Origin of the sequence: Paenibacillus sp. DP01 (genome assembly GCF_044784315.1) — a bacterium.
Lineage (GTDB): Bacteria > Bacillota > Bacilli > Paenibacillales > Paenibacillaceae > Paenibacillus > Paenibacillus polymyxa.
The window spans coordinates 4,012,806-4,031,709 of sequence record NZ_CP173059.1; the positions used below are offsets into that span (position 1 = coordinate 4,012,806).

Below are 18,904 nucleotides of genomic sequence, written 5' to 3' on the forward strand. Positions count from 1 at the left end.
TTTTAGAACAAAGCGCTGTCTTTATCTATTTTTCGCACAACATAATTGGATAGGATGACGAGAACGAAGCCAACCACCGACTGATACAAACCTGCCGCCGTGCTCATCCCGATTTCGCCTGTCGTTTTCAAACCGCGATATACATAAGTGTCGATGACGTTCGTTACTGAATATAAGGTGCCCGAATCCCTCGGAACCTGATAGAACAAACCAAAATCCGCATAAAAAATCCGTCCGACCGCAAGCAGCGTCATAATAATAATGATCGGCGAGAGCAAAGGGAGCGTCACATTACGAATTTGCTGCCACTTGCTGGCTCCATCTATCATGGCTGCTTCATACAATGATTTGTCGATCCCCAAAATTGAAGCCAGATATACGACACTGTTATAACCGATCGCCTTCCATAGACTGACTAGAATCAAGATATAAGGCCAATAGGCGGCCTCCGAATACCACTGAATGGGCTCGATGCCAAACCCTGCGATAATTTGATTCAGCATCCCCCGATCCATGCTCAGAAAGCTGAAGGCAAAGTAGCCCACGATGACCCACGATAGAAAATATGGGAGAAACATGCCTGTCTGGTACAGCTTCGCCAACCGTTTATTAATCAGCTCGGAGAGCAGAATAGCCATAGCGACTGAAAACACAAGTCCAAGAATAATAAAGACCAGGTTATACAAAAGGGTATTTCGCGTGATGACATAGGCATCATTGTTATTGAACAGAAACTTGAAGTTATCCCAGCCCACCCATTTGCTCGTATAAATACTGGCCCAGAATCCTTCCCTGTTAAAACGATATTGCTTGAAGGCAGCCACAGTACCAACCAACGGCAGATATGAAAAGAAAAAGAACCAGATAGCGCCAGGCAGCACCATGAACAGCATAACTTTGTTTCGAATCACATTTCTGAAAAATGCGGCCATAGGTATCCCCTCCCAATCTGTAATGAGAAAATCAGCTAAAATAGCTATTGGAAAAAGACCGGGCGTAACTTACACCCGCCCGATCTCGCTTATATTTCACAACCTAAAGGATTATTTGCTGTTTTGTGCCTTCCAGGCATCAAGCTGGGATTGCGCTTCCGCCATCACCTTATCCAGCCCAGCCTGCTTGAATTTCTCAATTACTTTAGGGAGATTCGTTTCCGGTTCCAGCGTGCCTGTCATCAGCGAAGCCCAAAATTGCTCTTTGACGTTCTGCACCGCTGCCATCTCCGTGGATACTTTACTGCTGTCAAAGTTGAAGCTCAGGATGGGAGAGTTTTTTCCTTCCGAGTTGAACTTCTTGAATTGCTCCCATTTGTCAGCAGGATCATTCGGATTCAGATACAGCAGCATATTGTTACCGAGTGAATACGAAGGCATATCATAGTTTTTGGAATCAGCCAGATTTTCGATATATTGGCCATTTGTTTTTTTGTAATGCACTCCTTCAATACCAGAGTCAACCATATTACGTAATACTGGATCTGTATTCAGCAGGTTCAGGAACTGCATCGCCTTTTCAGGGTTTGCCGAGTTAGCAGAGATCGCCATAATAGAGCCCTGTACAGACGTATTGGTCACAATTGGATCACTGGCAGGGGTCGATATCACCGGATAGCCGTAGCTGGCAGACCATAGATTATCGGCTAGTGGTTGAGTTTGCGCACGATCCAGAAACCAGTTTCCGGACGTAGTTAAATCATTAGTCGAGCCTGTAGTTGCAGCTTCCGGTGATACATATCCGGCCTTGTAATACTTATGCATCGTCGTCAGCGCCTGCTTCATTTCAGGTGTTTCCAAGATGTTTACGATTTTATAGTCCGTAGTATCCAGTTTGACAGCCATCGGCAGGTTTTGAATGATATAGTCGTATGGAACATAGGGAACATAGTTTTTGTCCATACCGAATGCCGTTACGCCGGGCTCGTTTTCTTTAATCGTTTTGAGCAGTGGCTCCAGGCTATCCAGCGAGCGGACATTGGAAAGGTCCAGCTTGTATTGGGTTAGCAATTTTTTATTGAACCGCCATACCTCTTGCTGTGGAAGCTCCTTGTTGGCAGGAATGCCATAATGATGACCATCCACCTTGGAGCCTTCCAGAAACGCAGGATCAATCGTCTTTTTAAGATCCTGACCGTACTTGTCAAGCAAGTCGTCCAGCTCCATGAATGCGCCCTTTCTGGCATTTTGCACATAATCAAAGCCACCGGAAGCCGTAAATACAATATCCATGGGCTCTCCCGAAGCCACATTCACCTGCATTTTTTGCGGGTAGTCGCCCCAATCGACCATTTTCATTTTGATCGTGGCGTTGATTTTCTTTTGGGTGTACTTGCTAACCTCTTCCATCACCCGATCTACATCTTTTTGAGGTGTACCAATGGTATACCAGATCAGCTCTACCGGCTTTTCCGCTCCCTCATTCGTCGTTTCCCCGCCACCGCTGCTTCCTCCACATGCACTGAGAATGAGCGTCAAAACCATACACATCACTAGAACAAACGAGTAGCTTCTTTTGCTTTTACCCATGTATGATCCTCCCTTATGAAATGGAATCTGACCCTGTCGTTTCATTCATTTCTGTTTCAGGATTTTTGCGAAATCCTCATTGATGAAGCAACTACGTTAACCTTAACTAATGTAAGCACTTTCATAAAGAAGATAAACTTAATAAACCAAGGTACAAATTAAAGAAATCCATGTACACCTGGTATTTATCCCAATCCTTTATAGTCTGTCGGGGAAATGCCCACATATTTTCTGAACTGCTTATAAAAATATCCCGTCTCCCAATACCCTACGTTCCGCGCAATTTCGTTTACCTTGAGATTTGTGCTTTTAAGCTGCTCCTTGGCTTTTTTAATCCGGTATTGATTGATATATTCAGCAAAGGTTTCGCCCGTTTCCTTATGAAACAACTGACCGAGATAAACGGGATGAAGGTGGTACTGGTATCCTAATATTTTTAATGATAACTCCTTGGCATAATGAACATGGATATAGGACAGCACCTGGCTTACAATAGGGTTCTTCATATCTTGCAGTAGTGAATTCACCGTCTCTGTCGCCACATGCTGAAGCGCGCTCACCAGCTCTGCCCATGTCGTACAGCATTTTATCTGGTGGAGCCCCTGCTGAAACCGGTCCGACTCATTGGAATGCTTGATGCTCTCCAGTTCCATCTTGAACCGGATCACCAGTTCCAGCGCCATATTCCGCAATTCATCCGGGGTAACCCTTTCAAGATGCTGGATTTGCTCAAAATCACTCTGAATCCGTGCGGTAAGCGCATCTAGGTCTCTTGCTATAATCAGCTTCGCATAATCCTTCCATTCGATGGAACAAGTCTCGCCAGCATTTCCCCCGCCCTCCTTCAGCAACGTATAGTCAATGATCCGGCGGTCATCATATAGCATAAAATATTCCAGTGATTTTTTAGCTTCATTATAGCTGCGTGGAGTAGCAACAAGCGAACCGGCGCTGCCTATCCCGATATAAACTGTTTCTTCCCCGTCCGTTGACCACTGAACAGAAAAATCCTCCAACTGCATAATCAAGTCCTGTCTGCCCTCATCATAATTCGGCAGTGCGGCAATGAGCACACTATCCGCATCAACATCGAGAAACAATGTTAAGTTGGGCTGATGCTGAATGTACTGCCTTAACTGTTGATGCATTCCTACCGAATCCCCCTCCGTCCGTAACACGGCTACCGCCATGAAGGGGATATTTAACGAAAAACCTATCAATTCAGCACGTTCCTGAAATTCGGTAGGCGCAATCTGCCCTGTCAGCCAACGGTACAACGTATTTTCCTTAAGCACCTGCACCCCGAACGTCTCATATCGTTGATCCATCCAGAACCTGTCCAGCTTCTCCGTTGTATTGCATAAAGTGGATTCCAGTTCCTCCACATTAATCGGCTTCAGAAGATAATTTTCGATGCCCAGCTTCATGCCTTCCTTCAAGTAATCAAATTCATTAAATCCGCTCAAAATAATCACCTTCAAGTCAGCATGCAGCTTTCTCGCCTCATGAATCAGCCTGAGACCATTCATCGTTGGCATGGAAATGTCCGTAATGAGTACGTCCACGGGTCTGGAGGCCAGCGCTTCCAGCGCCAAAGATCCATTTTCCGCATGTCCGACAATTTCTAGCCCAAAAGAGGTCCAATTCACAATATCGTATAATCCCTCAATGATAAAAGGCTCATCGTCTACAATAAATACTTTATACATATATGGCATCCATCCCTTCACTGTTGGGGCAACGTACCCGAATCGTCGTTCCCTCACCGCTGCGGCTTTCCAGTTCAATCCCGTAATCGGCTCCGTGTAGAAACCGAAGTCGGGTGTGCACACTGCGTAGTCCAAACATTTGTCCGTTTTCCTCCTGGCGTTCCAGTTCCTCCAAAATCTCTTTCAAACGCTCCTCTTTAATGCCCTTCCCATTGTCACGGATCTCAACCAGCAGAACTTCCCCCGTTTCCCGCACATCAATGGTCAGCACATTATCATTCCGGTCGCTTTGGATACCATGAACAATATAATTCTCAATGATGGGTTGAAGCATCAGCTTCATGACAGAGCGGGTATACAACTCGGGGTCGACCGTAATCGTGTAATTGAACCTTTCCTTGTAGCGTATTCTGAACAACTCAAGATATAATCTGCAAGCCTCCAATTCATCTTTAAGCGTGTATATTTTTTTCTGCTGAACCAGGCTTTTGAACAACACCGATAAGCTATAGATCATTTCTCCTACATCCTTGGCTCCCTGGGAAATGGCCCTCATACGTATGACTTCAAGCGTGTTATACAAAAAATGTGGATGAATACGTGCCTGCAACGCCACAAGCTCCGTTTGCTTTTGTTTGATCTCTGCTTTATACACCCGTTCAATATATAGATTAAGTTCGTCCAGCATATCGTTGAAGCTTCGAGAGATTTGTCCCAGCTCATCCTCTCGAAGGTCCTGGATGCGAGCTGTGAGGTCACCATTTTTTACCTGACGAGTGAATTTAATAATCCGATTCGTTCGTTTAGCAAAGTTAATGACGAAGAATGCAGGGAACAGCACAGCAAACAGAATACAGATGACACTGATGGTCAAAATCGTATTACGAATGCCCCGGTACGATTGAGCCATTTCCTCATGGGGGGCTGCCCCAATCACGACATATCCTTCGTCCGGAGAAATCAGCTTGTTAATATACATATTTTTCTTCGTCTGAATGATCCCGGCACCGGAATCCACATCGTCATATAATGATCGGGTCACTTCGACATAAGGGTACGTTTTTCCGTAATAGTTATTCCTTGAATCGAACAGAACGGTTCCATTGCTGGACAGAACGATAATTTCTCCCTTCAGGTTGTTCCCGTAGCTGGCAAGTGCATTGGAGATACTTTTGGAATTTAGAAATACTAGAAGCTGACCGGTATTTTTGAGTGTTTGCTTATTGTTAATGGGGACTTGTAACGAATATAACGAGGGGCTCCACTGATCGACCGCCTTCCGAATCCAGTAATTCGGAGTAGAGACGCTTTTGCTTTCTGCAGCCATCACATCCGGTACAAAGGAACGCGCCGCATGCACCGGGAATTGCTTGAATTGCTTGTTCTCATTGAAAGTAGACAGATATTGCTGGTCGGCACTGTACAAAATCAAATTGCTGATATCGCTATTTTCATCCAACCAATTTTTAAAATAGGTGAGTACATCTGTTGAGTAATCATGACTCTCCATGTACATTTCGTCCATGCGGTGCTGTACATATTCGGAATACGCGTGGTCCATAAAAAAGGAAACATTCATTGAGAGAACCTCATTCCGGTACATATCTCGCACCATGTTCTGGACGGATTCATGCCGGAGATGGATATAACGGTCAACACTTTCCATAGCTGCTTTCTGGGTATCCAGTTCCCGCCGAACAATGGATTGCGAAATGGAAACATACGTGACATATGCAATTGTAATGATGGACAAAATCGCAATACAGGAGAACAACACTAGTATCCTCAGGAACATGTTGTTTTTAAAATAAGCAGTGTATCTAGTACCCCTTTTCATGGTATAAGCCCTCCAGAATCGTGATGCGTAAATAAAGTATACCATGTCCTTCGCAGGAGATAAGTAAGCGCATTCATGAAAAACGCGATTTTCTTTAATTTAAACGCTATATCTTTAATTTATCCTCTATGTAAAAACCGTTTTATTGATTATCTTTAGGGGGATAAATACTCGTTAGGGGGATGAGCTATGAAACGTAACAAGGTTCACAAGTTCGCTTTAAAATGGACTGCTCTGGTTTTGACTTCTGTCCTGTTCAGTCAAACCCTCTCTCCATCCGTGTATGCAGGCGATACCCTCCCGTATAAAGGGGAAAGCGCCAAAGGGCCGAATCAGCCTTATCAGCATGGATACGCCAGCTCACATATTTTGGACTGGACTCCCACCCAAGATGTCTATGGAGATATGCTTCGAGCCCGTGTCCCACTGCAACAACGAAACAGCCCCTTTGCAGCCACACAGGCTCAGCCTGCTTTAAGCCCTGACACGCAAATGTTTACACTCAGCGGCGATTATGGCAACGCTTTCTTCGATAGCTATCCCTATACCAATAAATTCAGCCAATATTTGTTCAATTACTGGCAGTATACCGACTATTACGGTTACTGGCATGGCATGCCTACCGCCCATGTCCCTGAAGAGCTATACGATCCCCAAAAGGATTGGACGGAAAAGTGGTTTGAGTTCGGCATTCTGAACATTCCAAATCCGGGTTATACGAATGCGGCGCACAAAAACGGCGTTCTCTCCATCGCCTGTATCTTTTTCTCGGATAATGACCGTGGACCGCAAACGTATAAGCAAATGCTCCTACAGGATGCTCAGGGAGAATTTCCGGTAGCCAAAAAATTAATCGAAATGGCGAAATATTATGGCTATGACGGCTACTTCATCAACCAGGAGGAAGCTTCAAAAGGCGTAGCTACAGAGGATATCCCCCGGTACAAACAGTTTATGAAATACTTACGGGATCAGGGTATGTATGTGCAATGGTACGACTCCACTGTAAACGAAACCGGTAAAATTGCTTATCAAAATGAGTTCAATACCGTGAACAGCCCGTTTGTCAAAGACAAGCAATATGGACAGGTGTCCGATTCTATTTTTCTGAATTATTGGTGGGACAAATCGAAGCTGAAAAGCTCCCGCGACCATGCCAAGCAATTGGGTCTGAACCCTCTTAAAACTGTTTTTGCCGGGATTGAGGGCGGGAATGGTGACTTTGGCAGATGGAAGCAAAAATACGACCTTCGTCTGAACATTGGTGATAACGGGCAGCCGATGAACAGTATCGCAACGTTGGGAGCCGATTTCACACATAATGCGCTGGATGAAGAGCTTGGCGGGCAGGACACCAATCGTAGAGCTGACAATGCCTATCAATGGATGACCTTTATCCGCGACTGTGTCTGGTGGTCCGGTCCGAATCAGAATCCCGTTCGTGCACAAAGAAACCCAAGTGTAGATTTGTCTGATGTAAAAGCTTCAGGTGCAAACTGGGACGGTATCGCGGCATATATCGCCGAACGTTCTGTCATCCGTGGCTCCCATTTTAACACCAGCTTCAATACCGGCCATGGCTTGCAGTATGTAGTGAATGGAATTGTTTCCAATCCCAAGGAATGGTCCAACATTAATATTCAGGATATCCCGGTGACCTGGCAATGGTGGCTCGATACCAAAGGTAAACCGCTCTCGGTTGACTACGACTATGGCCCGAATTATACCAAAGGCACTCGGTTTACCTATCAGCCTATCGGTGCTTATCAGGGCGGCAGTTCCCTCGTCGTGAACGGAGAGCTGAATTCAGATAACTTTTTACGACTGTATAAAACGGATCTGTCGGTTAATCAGAATTCAAACTTGTCCATCACGTACAATAAGCCTTCCTCTGATGACAGCTCAGTACTGAGCATCGGACTTATGTTCAAGGATAACCCCGGCCAAGTCGTAAAAGTCAGCATCCCTAACTCTGGTAAACAAACCACGGGCTGGGTTAGCCGCAATTTGGACTTGAGTCCCTATCAAGGAAAAACAATTGCAGCTTTCGGTTTATCTTTTGAAAATACGAATAAAACAATCAAAAACTATCAGATGAATATCGGCCAAATCAAGATAACAGACGGTTCTGCCCGGAAACCAGCCGCGCCGACAGGATTTAAAATCACCAAGGCCCTGACCGATACGAACGAAATGCTCGTAGCCTGGGACCTTGAGGATTACTCCAAAGTTAAACAATACAATCTGTATGAGAACGGCTCCTATATCGGCGGAATTTATGACTCAACCTATTATATTAAATCCCTAAACCATAAATCCGGTGAATTAATGCTTACCGCAGTTGGGGCTGATGGAACGGAAAGCGAACCGGCTCCATTAAGCTACGATCTGAATGCTGCCGTCAGTCATATTAAGGTGGAGACGAAAGAAAACGGGGAGGCCACAGTAACGTGGAAAAATCCATCTAAAGCAGACGGAACAGTTAAATTGACCTTAATCACCGACTATACGGACACCGTATTCCAGAAAACCATTACGGCGGACAATGGCGCTGAGGCGGCTACGTTTACCGATCTGCCCACAAATGGTGATCACTACACACTACTTATCGCCATCGGCAATCATGAACCTGTAGCCTATACTGGGCAGCTCGCAGACACGATGATAGAGCCTTATGCAAAAGAGAATGTGACAGTCACCGGATCAACCTATACGCTTGCTCTACCCACCTTGAAGGACTGGCATTATTTATATGTATACGAAAACGATGTGCCCAAACTATTTGGTGTAACTTATGTATCAAAAAAGTTTCCTTACATTGTCCGGGGAAGAACAAAATTAAGTGAACTCACTTTTACCCCTACTTCTCGTACCAGCTCGCTAAAGATCGTGCTTGAAGATTACGCTGGCAATCAGGCCACCACATATGTAAGATAGCTTGGTGCAAGAATTCCGAGACCGCCGATTCGTTGTTCAAACAACTAGCTCAAATTCAGCTATAGGGACATACCCATACGGCACAATAGCGAGAAGTCTCCAATTCAATGGACTTCTCGCTATTGCTATATATTGGGCAGAATCATGCAGATATCAATATAATGCCCATTTTTCTGTACACAGCTCTATAAATGAATGGGCAACCTGTTCACATTCGTCATACCCCAAGCTACCAGAATGAGCAAAAAGAATGGGGTATTCGTTGTTTCTTTTTTCCTCTCTCATATCAAACATATAGTGGTTTCCGCACCCATCCATCGCAAACGACACGGCACCCGGCATATACTCTGGCAACTCGTAGGCGAGGTTCATTTCTCTCAAATCCTCGGTATTGAAAAATTGAAAATAACGTTCTCCATTTTGAAATTCCCCGCCATTAGAGTATTTCAGCAATTCTATGTAACTATCAGGAAATTGTTCTTGGGGCAGATGCCAGCCCACAGGATCCAGCGGTTTATATTGATCATAAAATGGAGACGATTTCGGGAAAGGGTTCACTTGTCTTTGTTGGATTTCGTGAATTTCGTGCTCCGATAGCTTGATGTTCCATGTGCTCAAAAAATCCCCGATTTGTTCACCTGTTGCTTCCGGGCATTTTACAAACTGTTGCTCAAAATGAATACTCCACATAATAACCAACCTCCCTGCCTTGACGTCTCTAAAAGTTGTTGTTGCTACCTTTTTCAACCTTCTCCATCTTTTTCAACCCATTCAGCCACACTTTCATGAGGTTGAAGGTCCTCACGTTTATAGTAAAAAACGGTCTTGAGCTCGTAATCCAAGCTTTCAGCAGCAATAAAAAATCGAGTGCCGAACGTTTTATCCTCCATACAAATCACAGGCCCCTCATGAAATCCGTAAGAGACGGTTTTTAACATTTCCAATTCCTTGTCAGTAGCCAGTCTAAAGCACTCAATTGAAAATACACCACCCGGACAGGAAAGAAATGAGACCTCGTAAAAAGTGATCTCTATGTTGTGATAATAGCTAAAGTCAAAGCTCCCTGCTAGTACCAGCTTGGGGCGACTTGTATAATCATAAATGTAGTAATGGTAAATGTTATTTTGAGAAAGTATTTCATTCAGCTGCATCAGTTTGGATTGAATGGAATGATTCATGATCCTATGTCCCCCCTCCCCACTCGCGGCTATTCCCGATCCGTCACCGCCTGCCACGCTTCTGTTATTGCTATAGGTGATTTGTGGCTGGTCTCTCCGCCACCTTCCTGAGTCCATAGCGGCGGATAATAAGCAAATACCTCTCCTGGCTGAAGTTGCTCCATATCCGACTGCCAACCATTCCAACGGAATGTCTGGTAGAACAAGCCCAGATCTCCCTCAGCCAACCAGCTCAAGAAACCGGAATAAGCCATCTCAGTGGATTCCCACTCCAATGCATCCGGTGCAAAATAGTAGATGTGGCCGCTACGTCCAAACTTCCCTGTATCCAATCCAAAGAAGCCACCTGCTGCATCATAGGCCACAATCAGCATTCCCCCAAGTGCAGGGACGCTCACTGGCTCTTGCAGCCCGTTCCACGAAGCCAAACTACCGTAAATTTCAGGCCCACCTGCACCCAGTAAGGTGATCCATCCGTGGTCAAATATGATCCCTCCTGTTTCATAGGCAACCGTTCCCAAGTACGATTTTGTGCTCACTTGCAAACGGTAGAGCGAATCTCCCCTAGCAGATTCCGATTCTGCCGGTACAATGCGAAATGGATTATTCCCTTCTTGCAGAATGTTTCTGACCTCTTCCCATGCATGGTTGTCCTGATCCACCAGCTCATCAACCGTTAACGTATGCATATCCATTCTCCTTCCTGTATTCCGATATCTATCTTTCAACCTTTGAACTGATTTTCGAAAACCTGCGTTTGCTCTAAAATTACCCACTGATTCAGCTCGTCGTAGCCCTGGACAATCGCCGTGATCTCATGCCTCGGATACATCCACTCAGATGGGGTCTTTTCCGCATATGAATGGGTGTCTGCCAATCCGACTGCATTGTGCTGGAAAATATGAATAAGTATTCCGTGTGGAAAAAAGGCTTCAATATATCCGCTTACCTTAGTCCCAACCGGCAGTACGGTTTTGACTTGATGCCATTCCTTGTTAAAGGTGTGAAGATTGCTAGACCAGATTTCTTCAAACTCTTTTTTTGTAATTTTCGTATAATAGGGCTCTGTATCATCAATCGCTTTCTCTGCTAACAAGAAATGATATTGCTCGTGCTTACGATTAGAAGCAATAAAAGTACCGTCATCTTGGATCACAATTTGCCGATAGGCTACGCCGTCTGAGTCTATTTCAAAATACCAGGTTCCCATGCCTGGTTCCGGACAATCTTTAAGATATTTCATTGGCCCCTCCTAAAAGGATGTATAACCGTGTCATTTCTTCTTTCTTTTTCCGCTATAGATTCTTGTCAAGTATGCGAGATATTCCGAACGCGTCAGGCCTCCCGTTTGGCGGTTGAACTCATCGTACGAAATGTCTTTCGGGAATCCGAATTCGGCCAGTGCTTTTCGACGCTCCTCTCGATACAATGGATTATCCAGCGTTTTGTGCCACTCCCGCTCTTCCCAAGGACCAAAACAGTCCGTAATAATACCTGAATACACACCGTTATTTAAAAATTCCCGCGAAGACTTGAACACTGTCTCCCCTTCCGGTTTGGAAATCGTGCCCGTTCCCCAGGACAGCCTATATATTCTTTCTTTACTGCTATCCGTGCTAATGCCGTAACCCATCGGAAACACAATATCCTCTTCTACCAATGCTTTATGCCCTACCCACTCGTAGGACCCTCGCATAAAGGAATCATCCATAACAATCCAGGTTGTATCCGATAACGGGGCGGCTGTGATGGATTCCAAAGTTATTGAACGGTCACGACTTGTACACAAATACGGACGTACGAATAAAGGCATCGTCATGACACTGTTCCATATGCTCTCCTTTGCAAACAACTGATCCTTTTGCATTTGGCGCAAATCACCGACGACCAATACATACCCATCTGTAAAAAGGTCTATTTCCACACGAAAGATGTCTCCCGGGATGGTTTTATAACGCTGGTTTTTCATATGCTTTAATCGATCCAGCTTTCGATCATAATCGTTAGGCACAAGTGACGGGTAACGTTGAAGCCAATCCATGATCTCTTCTTTACTATGTAAATGCTCACATCCAGTGATGGGCAATCTCACGCCAGTTTTGCTATTCACAGCAGTAACATAACTAATAGGACGATCTCTTCGAATGCCTGCTGAAAAGGTCACACCTTCTGCTGAGATGCTCGAAACACTTGTATAGTTCAGTTTTTTCTCTTTGCCACGAGCCGTTTTAGGCAGAACAACTGCCCGATCACGGGTAAAAATCTCTACATCAGCTTCTCCATAAGCATCCTCTTTAGAAGAAATTCGCTTGCGAATAACATCTCCATCCATACAAATAAAATATCCTTCTTTAATTTCTACCACGTCCCAATGTTCTTCCAGCGTCTCCAGCCCAAAATAGGGTCGTAACGCGTTGGTTAACCAACTATTCATATGCTCCTCCTGTTCCGAGTTTAATTCAATAGACTTCATTTCTGTTATTCCAGAAATTATAACATAACACGGCATGTAGCTCGTTTATTCATACATTGTTCCGCTTGGGCCAACTCCTCCTGAATCCAGCTACTGCTGGTAGACAGTTGGAGCAAGTCGGCTGTGATCTGTTTGGCCTGTTCTTGCAATACGTGTGGCTGATCTGTTCCTTCCAGAAAGCGACTCACAAAATGAAGAAATACGTCTACCTTTCTAAGCAGCATCAACACAGGCAAAGCGTCGATCTCGGGTTGGCTTAAACGGATCTGGCGGCTGAAGCCCCGACAAAAATCACGAACAGCCGTTGTCTCCTCCGGTTGCCCCAAAAATCCTGATAAGATGACCGCCGGTTCCATCACCCGAACGTCTAACGTGCAAAATTCAAAATCAAGCAGTGCAGCCACCTGGCTATGATCAGAATCCTTTACTAATAAATTAGAAGCGTTCAAATCTCCATGTACAAGCTGATGCGGCAACTCTTCCAATGCTTGAAGTGAATCTGTAATCTCTTCATATACTTTTCCTATCAGGCGCAGCTCTTCATGTAAATTCTTGAGAGGCTCCGGCGGGTTTAAACAAAAGCCTTGGATTACTTCCGGGCTACATAATGGATAGGATTGCTGCAAAGCATAATACGGCCGATAGACTGGGGTCATATCAAGATTAAGTGTTGCAAGTACAGCAGATAGTTCACCAGCAGCCTCGCCAAAAGAATGGGCAAAGCTAGGGTCCTGCTCCAAGGGTGATATACCTTCTATGTATTCGAATAGACACACATATTTGCCACTATCCTTGTCAACCTGTGCAAGTGTCTCTCTTGTAATCGTTCGAATTGGCATTGGAACCCTGAAGGATAGAGATTGCTTGCTCAGCGCCTGCAAAACCGCATGCTCAAATTCAATTTTGTCCCGATCCCTGTGTGTATCGTAGACGCGCAGCACCCCGCTTCGCCCACCGCTCTTAACAAAATACGTCGTATTATTCCAGCCCCCGGTTCGTCTTTGCAATGTTCCATTCCACTCTGGCCAGTTCCGTCTTAGTACCGCTTCCAAGGATATCCCCCTTTACATTACTAGCTTATGAATTTGCCGATATTATAACATATAGACGCCCAATTCAAATTGGACGTCCTTGTGTATTCTTCATTTTCTCATTTGTTTGTTTCGGATATTTTGCGGGGTGGCACCATACGCGGTCTTAAATTTTTTATAGAAAAAACTCATGCTGTTATATCCAACCTGCTTAAATATCATTTCAAACGGCAGGTTGGTATTCACAACCAAAGAATAGGCGGCATTAAGCTTAATGTTGGCAATGAGCTGAGTGTAAGTAAGACCCGTTACTTTTTTTAACTTGTTACTTAAATACGTGCTATTGTAATTAAAATGGTTAGATAATTGCTGAAGGCTTAAATGCTGATAATGCTCTTCCATATAATTCAGAATAGAGGTAATATGATTTTCCTGTTGGTTTACATGAATATTATGCTCGCTTTCCAATACACGAACCAATTCTCCAAATACAATTGGCAAATAAGCCTTGACCAACTCCATAGAGTCCTCTTGCCTGGAAAAATATTCGATTAAGATTCTACGCAATATATACTGAAGGTTCTCATTATGCTGCGACTCAAAAATAATAAAGTGATTATGATGCTGATGCTGGAGGACAGAGTTGGCGAGAAACTCGCCGATCAAACTTTTTTTCTTGGATAGCCGCTGTAGAAAGAGGGACGAGATCGTTTCTTTTTGCAGCAGGATATTAATCAGTATATCGTTTTCTCCCAAAGGAGAGATGCTGTGCGGCACATCCTTATCCAGAACACACACTTGACCTTCACAAAGCTGAATCTCTTTGCCCGCTATAATTTGGTTGCATTTACCTGAGTAAACATAGTTTAATTCAATAAATTCATGCATGTGCTCTAGCATCGGAGCAAACCTGTTGTGCTTGCTAATATAAATATCATGTTCTCCGAAAAAGAATAAAGCGGGCATTCGATACATATTCAGATTCATATCAAAAAATCGCTCATTCTCCGATTCTTTGGAGAGATCATTAATCACCTGATTGCTTTGTTGTTGCAGAAGCTCAATTTCAGTTTTACTTCTCAGCAACTGATCCAACTCATGCAGGTTCATAAACACAGACTCCTCCTTCAGACTCCCATTAACTGTGAACTGCCGTCTGTGTTTTGCTTTCCTTTCCTCTAATAGTGATTCCCAGACAGAGGAGCGCAGCAATCATAAATACAATCGCTGAAACGAGAAAGGCAAACGAGGCAGTTTCATTCCCAAACAACACCCCAACTAACTTGATGATATAAGGCGAAGCAAACGCTCCCAAATTGGAGCCCACCATTGCAATTGAAATAGATATCGTCTCACTGCCCTTAGGTACGATTTTAGTTAGTATGGTAAAAATATAGGGAATAAACAGTGCAAAGCTAAAGCCAATGATCAGCATGGCAACCGTAACCATCGTCACACTCTGAGCAAACCAGAGCAAGACAAAACCTGTTGCTGTTAATAAACTGGAGATAAAAGGAGCGTAATTTCTGAACCATTTATATATTCTACCAAACAAGAAGCCTGCAATCATAGTCGACAAGGAGAACAGCGTCAAAGCGGTCCCTAAAAATCCTGCATTAGGCATACTCTTCTCAGCAATCATAATGCCTGTTTTGGTATACACAATCATAATAAAGGTCATAAACAGAAAAAGTGCAGCTCCTAATCCAAGTACAGATAGAGATATTCCCCCACCTCTGTGACCCGTTCCTATGGAGCTCACTGTAGGCTCCTCGCGCTCTGGTTCAGGGATGATAAAAAAGAATAACAGTGCGATCGGAATCGTGATCGCATAGCATAAAAAGGCAAACGGCCAGTCGATTAGGGCAAGCTGTCCTGCCACAAAGGTAGCCAGGCTACTTCCGAGCCCTTGTACAGCGCTTTGAAAGCCTACCAATTGAGCACGTTCGTCCCCTTCAAAAAAATCACTAATTAAACTGACAGCCAGTGAATTGAACATCCCCAGACCTGCTCCTAGCACCAAACGCAACGCGAGAATCCATGTAATGTTCGTAGTGAGCATAGGAAGTATTCCGCCGATGACCACGAGCAAAAGTCCTAGCAGGACTGTATTTTTTTTACCCAGGCGAGAAGAGATCGGACCACTCAGCAGCACAAACAGCATCATCGAGAAGGACGGGATCGTAACTACGCTTTCAATCAGCGAACTGGAGACTCCCGGTAATTGGTTCAGCATCATCGGGATGACAGCCGAAATAGCACTCGCTGATGTCAGGACTAAGGAAATGGACAGCAACGCCGTTTTAAACCATATTTTGTTTTTAATATTCATCAAGCTTCTCACCTCTAGTCTATGTTATTTAGTCTCTGGTTGTATTTGTATTGGAACGTATACTGTCCAGACCCGGCGGTAAACGTCAATTCATGGTCTCCACTTTTTTGGAAAGTCGCCTGTTCTCCGGTAGAACCTAATTCCCCGGCCAGCTCTTGTGGCACATTACCAGGCGGATACTGAATGGACGGGTATTGTGTGGTAATGGTCTGTTGTAGCGTATCCAGCTCCATAACGCCTGGAAGCGTAATCTCAGCCGTCGTATTATGTGGTACGTGAACCGTCATCTGCATTTCTTCATTCACGATTTTCCAATGGACAGCAAGCGCACCATATGGTGTCTCCAGCTTGCCATGGGCCGAAGTAAGATTAATAGGCGGTTTGGGTGCTAACCGTGACTTTTTGTAGCCCGCTTCAAGCACATCGATACCGGCAATATTTTGGTACATAAAGTCTCCAACTGAACCGTACGAATAGTGATTGAACGAATTCATATCAGTGCTCCAGAAGGAGCCGTCCACTTTGATGCTGTCCCAATGCTCCCACATGGTCGTGGCCCCACGTTCAACCTGATAGAGCCAGGAAGGATAATCTTTCTGGAATAAAATTTTATAAGCTACATCTGTATAGCCGTTGTCGGATAAAACTAGGCATAGATAGGGTGTGCCCACAAAGCCGGTATCCAGATGCATATCATTTTTTTCTATCAGCCGTACGAGCTCCTGGATCACTTGCTTTTTATACCTTTCCGGTACCAATCCGAAGTGCAAAGCCACAACCTGTGCAGTTTGGGTATTCGAAGTCAGCTTGCCAGCGTCATCAAAATAACGGTCCGCAAAAGCGGCTTTAATCCCTTCATGCAAGCTTTGATAGGTGTTGTAATCGGTATAGCGATTCAGCAGTTTGGCCGTCTGCGCCAAAATATGAGTCGAATACGCAAAGTATGCAGTCGCTACCAGCGTTCCATCGGTCGCTCCAAAATAGCTTCCTTCCTCGCTGTCCAGCGCCAACCAGTCTCCCAGTTGCAAACCACTATCCCACAGATGCTCCTCAGTCCCCTGTGCACGGATATAATCGACCCATGCTTTCATACTGTCATACTGCTGGGCTAAAATTTGCTTATCCCCATAACATTGATAGATCGTCCACGGACATATGACCGCCGCGTCTCCCCATGCTGCCGTCGTTTTGTCCATATTGTCAGCAAAGGTTCCTTTGAGGACATCCGGCACGACAAAAGGCACAGCCCCATTCTCCAACTGGTTGTAAGCCAAATCTTTCAGCCACTTTCGGAAGAAGGAAGCACTATTCATATTGAAGCTGGCCGTTCTGGCAAAAATCTGTGCATCGCCGGTCCAGCCTAATCGCTCATCACGCTGCGGGCAATCGGTCGGCACATCCAGGAAGTTCCCCTTTTGCCCCCATACAATATTGTGCTGGAGTTGATTGAGCTTTGGATCGGATGTCTCGAACAAGCCAATTGTCTCCATATCTGAATGCAAAACAACGCCCGTAAAATCTTCAATGTCTACGCCAGCCGGAAAGCCCTCAAGTTTCACATATTGGAAGCCTTGAAAAGTGAAATGCGGCCTAAATATCTCCGTCCCCTTGCCGCTGCAAATGTACGTAATCTGCTGCGCTGCATCCCGAATGTTATCTCGGTAAAAATTCCCTTGCTGATCCAGCACTTCACCATGTATCAAATTCAGAACCGTACCCTCAGGAGCTTCAACTTTAAATTCCAGCCAGCCTACCATATTTTGACCCAAGTTAAGGACCAGCTCGCCTTTAGGCGTTTGAATCAGTTCAACAGGCTTTAATCGGTTCATTACACGGACAGGCTCGTTCTCCTGAGCAACCAGATGACTTAACGGAAACGGGACGACCTGCATCATTTTCCGTTCATTCAAGGAGCGATGCTCGCCTGCCTGCTGCTCCAATCGGGCATCATAGATTTCGCCGTTATAAATGTCCGACATCAAAATGGCACAGCTCGTTTCCTCCCAGGAAGAATCTGAGCAAATGAGTTCTGAACGGCCATCTTCATAGCTAATCTTCATTTGAAATAACAAAGCATTCGTGTTCCCATAGGTATCCTTGCGCTTTTGCCAGCCTAGATAGCCGCTGTACCAGCCTTCTCCTACCGTGGCTGTGATGCGATTATGTTGTTCTCGAATGGTAGAAGTCACATCATAGGCTTGCACCTGGACACGATCGTTATAATCTGTCCATCCCGGGGTAAAATAGGCATCGCCTACTCTTTGTCCATTTAGCTCCAACTCATACAAACCAAGGCTTGTGGCATAAATGACTGCTTTTTTCACTTTTCCCTCAACTGAAAAACACTTGGAAGCGGCAAAAGGGGCTCTCGTCTGAAACTGTTCATGGAGGCTTCGCTCCTTCACTGTAATCCATTCTGCCTTCCAGTCCTGCTCAGAAAGCAGCCCCATTTCCCAAAAGCCAAACTCACTCCATTCCGATTCCTCCGGTTCGATGTCACCTGCTCCCTGAGCCCATACTTTTACCCGGTAATAGTATCGTTGTCCGGATTCCAGTGGAGGACCTCCATAGGGAAACAAAATGGATTGCTCCGAATAGCAAAAATGATTCCAAAACAGCGGTTCAAAAGTAGGATGTATGGATACTTGCAATTGGAAGCGTTTTTGGAAAACGTATATGTTGTCAGATTCAATTTGCCAGCTTAGTCGCGGCTTTAGGCAGCCCAGTCCAATCGGATTGTTTAAATGTTCACATCTAAGCGCTTTCACTTTTAGCATTCGTATGTCCTCCCTGAGGTCTTCTTTTGTGTTTCTATACTCAAATTAAAACGCTTCCAATAGTTGTGCGCAATGTTGTATCCCTGCATGTTGTATGCTTGATTTACA

The 18,904-nt window shown here is 44.8% G+C and carries 14 protein-coding genes; 1 reads left to right on the forward strand and 13 read right to left on the reverse strand.

Translation table 11 applies throughout. The features are described from left to right. Positions 1 to 2 precede the first annotated feature (2 nt). The 4 genes from ACH59B_RS17565 to ACH59B_RS17580 all read right to left on the reverse strand — a co-directional run bounded on the left by ACH59B_RS17565 (position 3) and on the right by ACH59B_RS17580 (position 6,068). Positions 3 to 932: an ABC transporter permease gene (locus ACH59B_RS17565; RefSeq protein WP_404302241.1), complete on the reverse strand. Its 930-nt coding sequence runs from the start codon at positions 930 to 932 to the stop codon at positions 3 to 5. Between the two features lie 111 nt (positions 933 to 1,043). Further along, positions 1,044 to 2,522 carry an ABC transporter substrate-binding protein gene (locus ACH59B_RS17570; protein ID WP_404302243.1) on the reverse strand — a complete coding sequence of 493 codons (1,479 nt, stop codon included), beginning with the start codon at positions 2,520 to 2,522 and terminating at the stop codon, positions 1,044 to 1,046. Between the two features lie 185 nt (positions 2,523 to 2,707). Then, positions 2,708 to 4,231 carry a response regulator gene (locus tag ACH59B_RS17575; protein ID WP_404302245.1) on the reverse strand — a complete coding sequence of 508 codons (1,524 nt, stop codon included), beginning with the start codon at positions 4,229 to 4,231 and terminating at the stop codon, positions 2,708 to 2,710. Continuing rightward, positions 4,224 to 6,068 carry a sensor histidine kinase gene (locus ACH59B_RS17580; protein WP_404302247.1) on the reverse strand — a complete coding sequence of 615 codons (1,845 nt, stop codon included), beginning with the start codon at positions 6,066 to 6,068 and terminating at the stop codon, positions 4,224 to 4,226. Before ACH59B_RS17580 ends, ACH59B_RS17575 begins: the two co-directional genes overlap by 8 nt. Before the next feature lie 189 nt (positions 6,069 to 6,257). On the opposite strand from ACH59B_RS17580, the gene ACH59B_RS17585 reads away from it, so the two are divergent. Next, positions 6,258 to 9,005: an endo-beta-N-acetylglucosaminidase gene (locus tag ACH59B_RS17585; protein WP_404302249.1), complete on the forward strand. Its 2,748-nt coding sequence runs from the start codon at positions 6,258 to 6,260 to the stop codon at positions 9,003 to 9,005. A gap of 153 nt (positions 9,006 to 9,158) precedes the next feature. Here the strand turns inward: ACH59B_RS17585 and ACH59B_RS17590 are convergent, their stop codons facing one another. From ACH59B_RS17590 to ACH59B_RS17630, 9 genes are all read right to left on the reverse strand, one after another. Further along, on the reverse strand, positions 9,159 to 9,695 hold the full coding sequence (locus ACH59B_RS17590; RefSeq protein ID WP_404302251.1) for an SMI1/KNR4 family protein: 537 nt from the start codon (positions 9,693 to 9,695) through the stop codon (positions 9,159 to 9,161). Between the two features lie 53 nt (positions 9,696 to 9,748). Beyond that, positions 9,749 to 10,183, reverse strand: coding sequence for a hypothetical protein (locus tag ACH59B_RS17595; RefSeq protein ID WP_404302253.1), 435 nt, complete (start codon positions 10,181 to 10,183; stop codon positions 9,749 to 9,751). 29 nt (positions 10,184 to 10,212) lie between these two features. Further along, positions 10,213 to 10,872: a DUF2625 domain-containing protein gene (locus ACH59B_RS17600; RefSeq protein ID WP_263560654.1), complete on the reverse strand. Its 660-nt coding sequence runs from the start codon at positions 10,870 to 10,872 to the stop codon at positions 10,213 to 10,215. A gap of 35 nt (positions 10,873 to 10,907) precedes the next feature. Further along, a complete protein-coding gene (locus ACH59B_RS17605; protein ID WP_193189836.1) occupies positions 10,908 to 11,426 on the reverse strand; it encodes a hypothetical protein in 519 nt (172 codons plus the stop codon). Positions 11,427 to 11,456: 30 nt separating this feature from the next. Then, complete coding sequence (locus ACH59B_RS17610) at positions 11,457 to 12,617, reverse strand: immunity 26/phosphotriesterase HocA family protein (RefSeq protein ID WP_263560655.1); 1,161 nt, start codon at positions 12,615 to 12,617, stop codon at positions 11,457 to 11,459. A gap of 56 nt (positions 12,618 to 12,673) precedes the next feature. Continuing rightward, complete coding sequence (locus ACH59B_RS17615) at positions 12,674 to 13,708, reverse strand: phosphotransferase (RefSeq protein WP_263560656.1); 1,035 nt, start codon at positions 13,706 to 13,708, stop codon at positions 12,674 to 12,676. Between the two features lie 90 nt (positions 13,709 to 13,798). Next, positions 13,799 to 14,797, reverse strand: coding sequence for an AraC family transcriptional regulator (locus tag ACH59B_RS17620; RefSeq protein WP_123797478.1), 999 nt, complete (start codon positions 14,795 to 14,797; stop codon positions 13,799 to 13,801). 28 nt (positions 14,798 to 14,825) lie between these two features. Beyond that, positions 14,826 to 16,019: an MFS transporter gene (locus ACH59B_RS17625; protein ID WP_123797479.1), complete on the reverse strand. Its 1,194-nt coding sequence runs from the start codon at positions 16,017 to 16,019 to the stop codon at positions 14,826 to 14,828. A 14-nt stretch (positions 16,020 to 16,033) separates the two neighbouring features. Beyond that, a complete protein-coding gene (locus tag ACH59B_RS17630; RefSeq protein ID WP_404302257.1) occupies positions 16,034 to 18,796 on the reverse strand; it encodes a family 78 glycoside hydrolase catalytic domain in 2,763 nt (920 codons plus the stop codon). Positions 18,797 to 18,904: the final 108 nt, after the last annotated feature.

What these genes read in the sequence shown, in the direction of transcription:
- ACH59B_RS17620 (WP_123797478.1), bottom strand. Translation starts at nt 14,797, where the DNA reads ATGAACCTGCATGAGTTGGATCAGTTGCTGAGAAGTAAAACTGAAATT.
- ACH59B_RS17575 (WP_404302245.1), bottom strand. Translation starts at nt 4,231, where the DNA reads ATGTATAAAGTATTTATTGTAGACGATGAGCCTTTTATCATTGAGGGA.
- ACH59B_RS17580 (WP_404302247.1), bottom strand. Translation starts at nt 6,068, where the DNA reads ATGAAAAGGGGTACTAGATACACTGCTTATTTTAAAAACAACATGTTC.
- ACH59B_RS17625 (WP_123797479.1), bottom strand. Translation starts at nt 16,019, where the DNA reads ATGAATATTAAAAACAAAATATGGTTTAAAACGGCGTTGCTGTCCATT.
- ACH59B_RS17630 (WP_404302257.1), bottom strand. Translation starts at nt 18,796, where the DNA reads ATGCTAAAAGTGAAAGCGCTTAGATGTGAACATTTAAACAATCCGATT.
- ACH59B_RS17605 (WP_193189836.1), bottom strand. Translation starts at nt 11,426, where the DNA reads ATGAAATATCTTAAAGATTGTCCGGAACCAGGCATGGGAACCTGGTAT.
- ACH59B_RS17600 (WP_263560654.1), bottom strand. Translation starts at nt 10,872, where the DNA reads ATGCATACGTTAACGGTTGATGAGCTGGTGGATCAGGACAACCATGCA.
- ACH59B_RS17590 (WP_404302251.1), bottom strand. Translation starts at nt 9,695, where the DNA reads ATGTGGAGTATTCATTTTGAGCAACAGTTTGTAAAATGCCCGGAAGCA.
- ACH59B_RS17585 (WP_404302249.1), top strand. Translation starts at nt 6,258, where the DNA reads ATGAAACGTAACAAGGTTCACAAGTTCGCTTTAAAATGGACTGCTCTG.
- ACH59B_RS17595 (WP_404302253.1), bottom strand. Translation starts at nt 10,183, where the DNA reads ATGAATCATTCCATTCAATCCAAACTGATGCAGCTGAATGAAATACTT.
- ACH59B_RS17570 (WP_404302243.1), bottom strand. Translation starts at nt 2,522, where the DNA reads ATGGGTAAAAGCAAAAGAAGCTACTCGTTTGTTCTAGTGATGTGTATG.
- ACH59B_RS17565 (WP_404302241.1), bottom strand. Translation starts at nt 932, where the DNA reads ATGGCCGCATTTTTCAGAAATGTGATTCGAAACAAAGTTATGCTGTTC.
- ACH59B_RS17610 (WP_263560655.1), bottom strand. Translation starts at nt 12,617, where the DNA reads ATGAATAGTTGGTTAACCAACGCGTTACGACCCTATTTTGGGCTGGAG.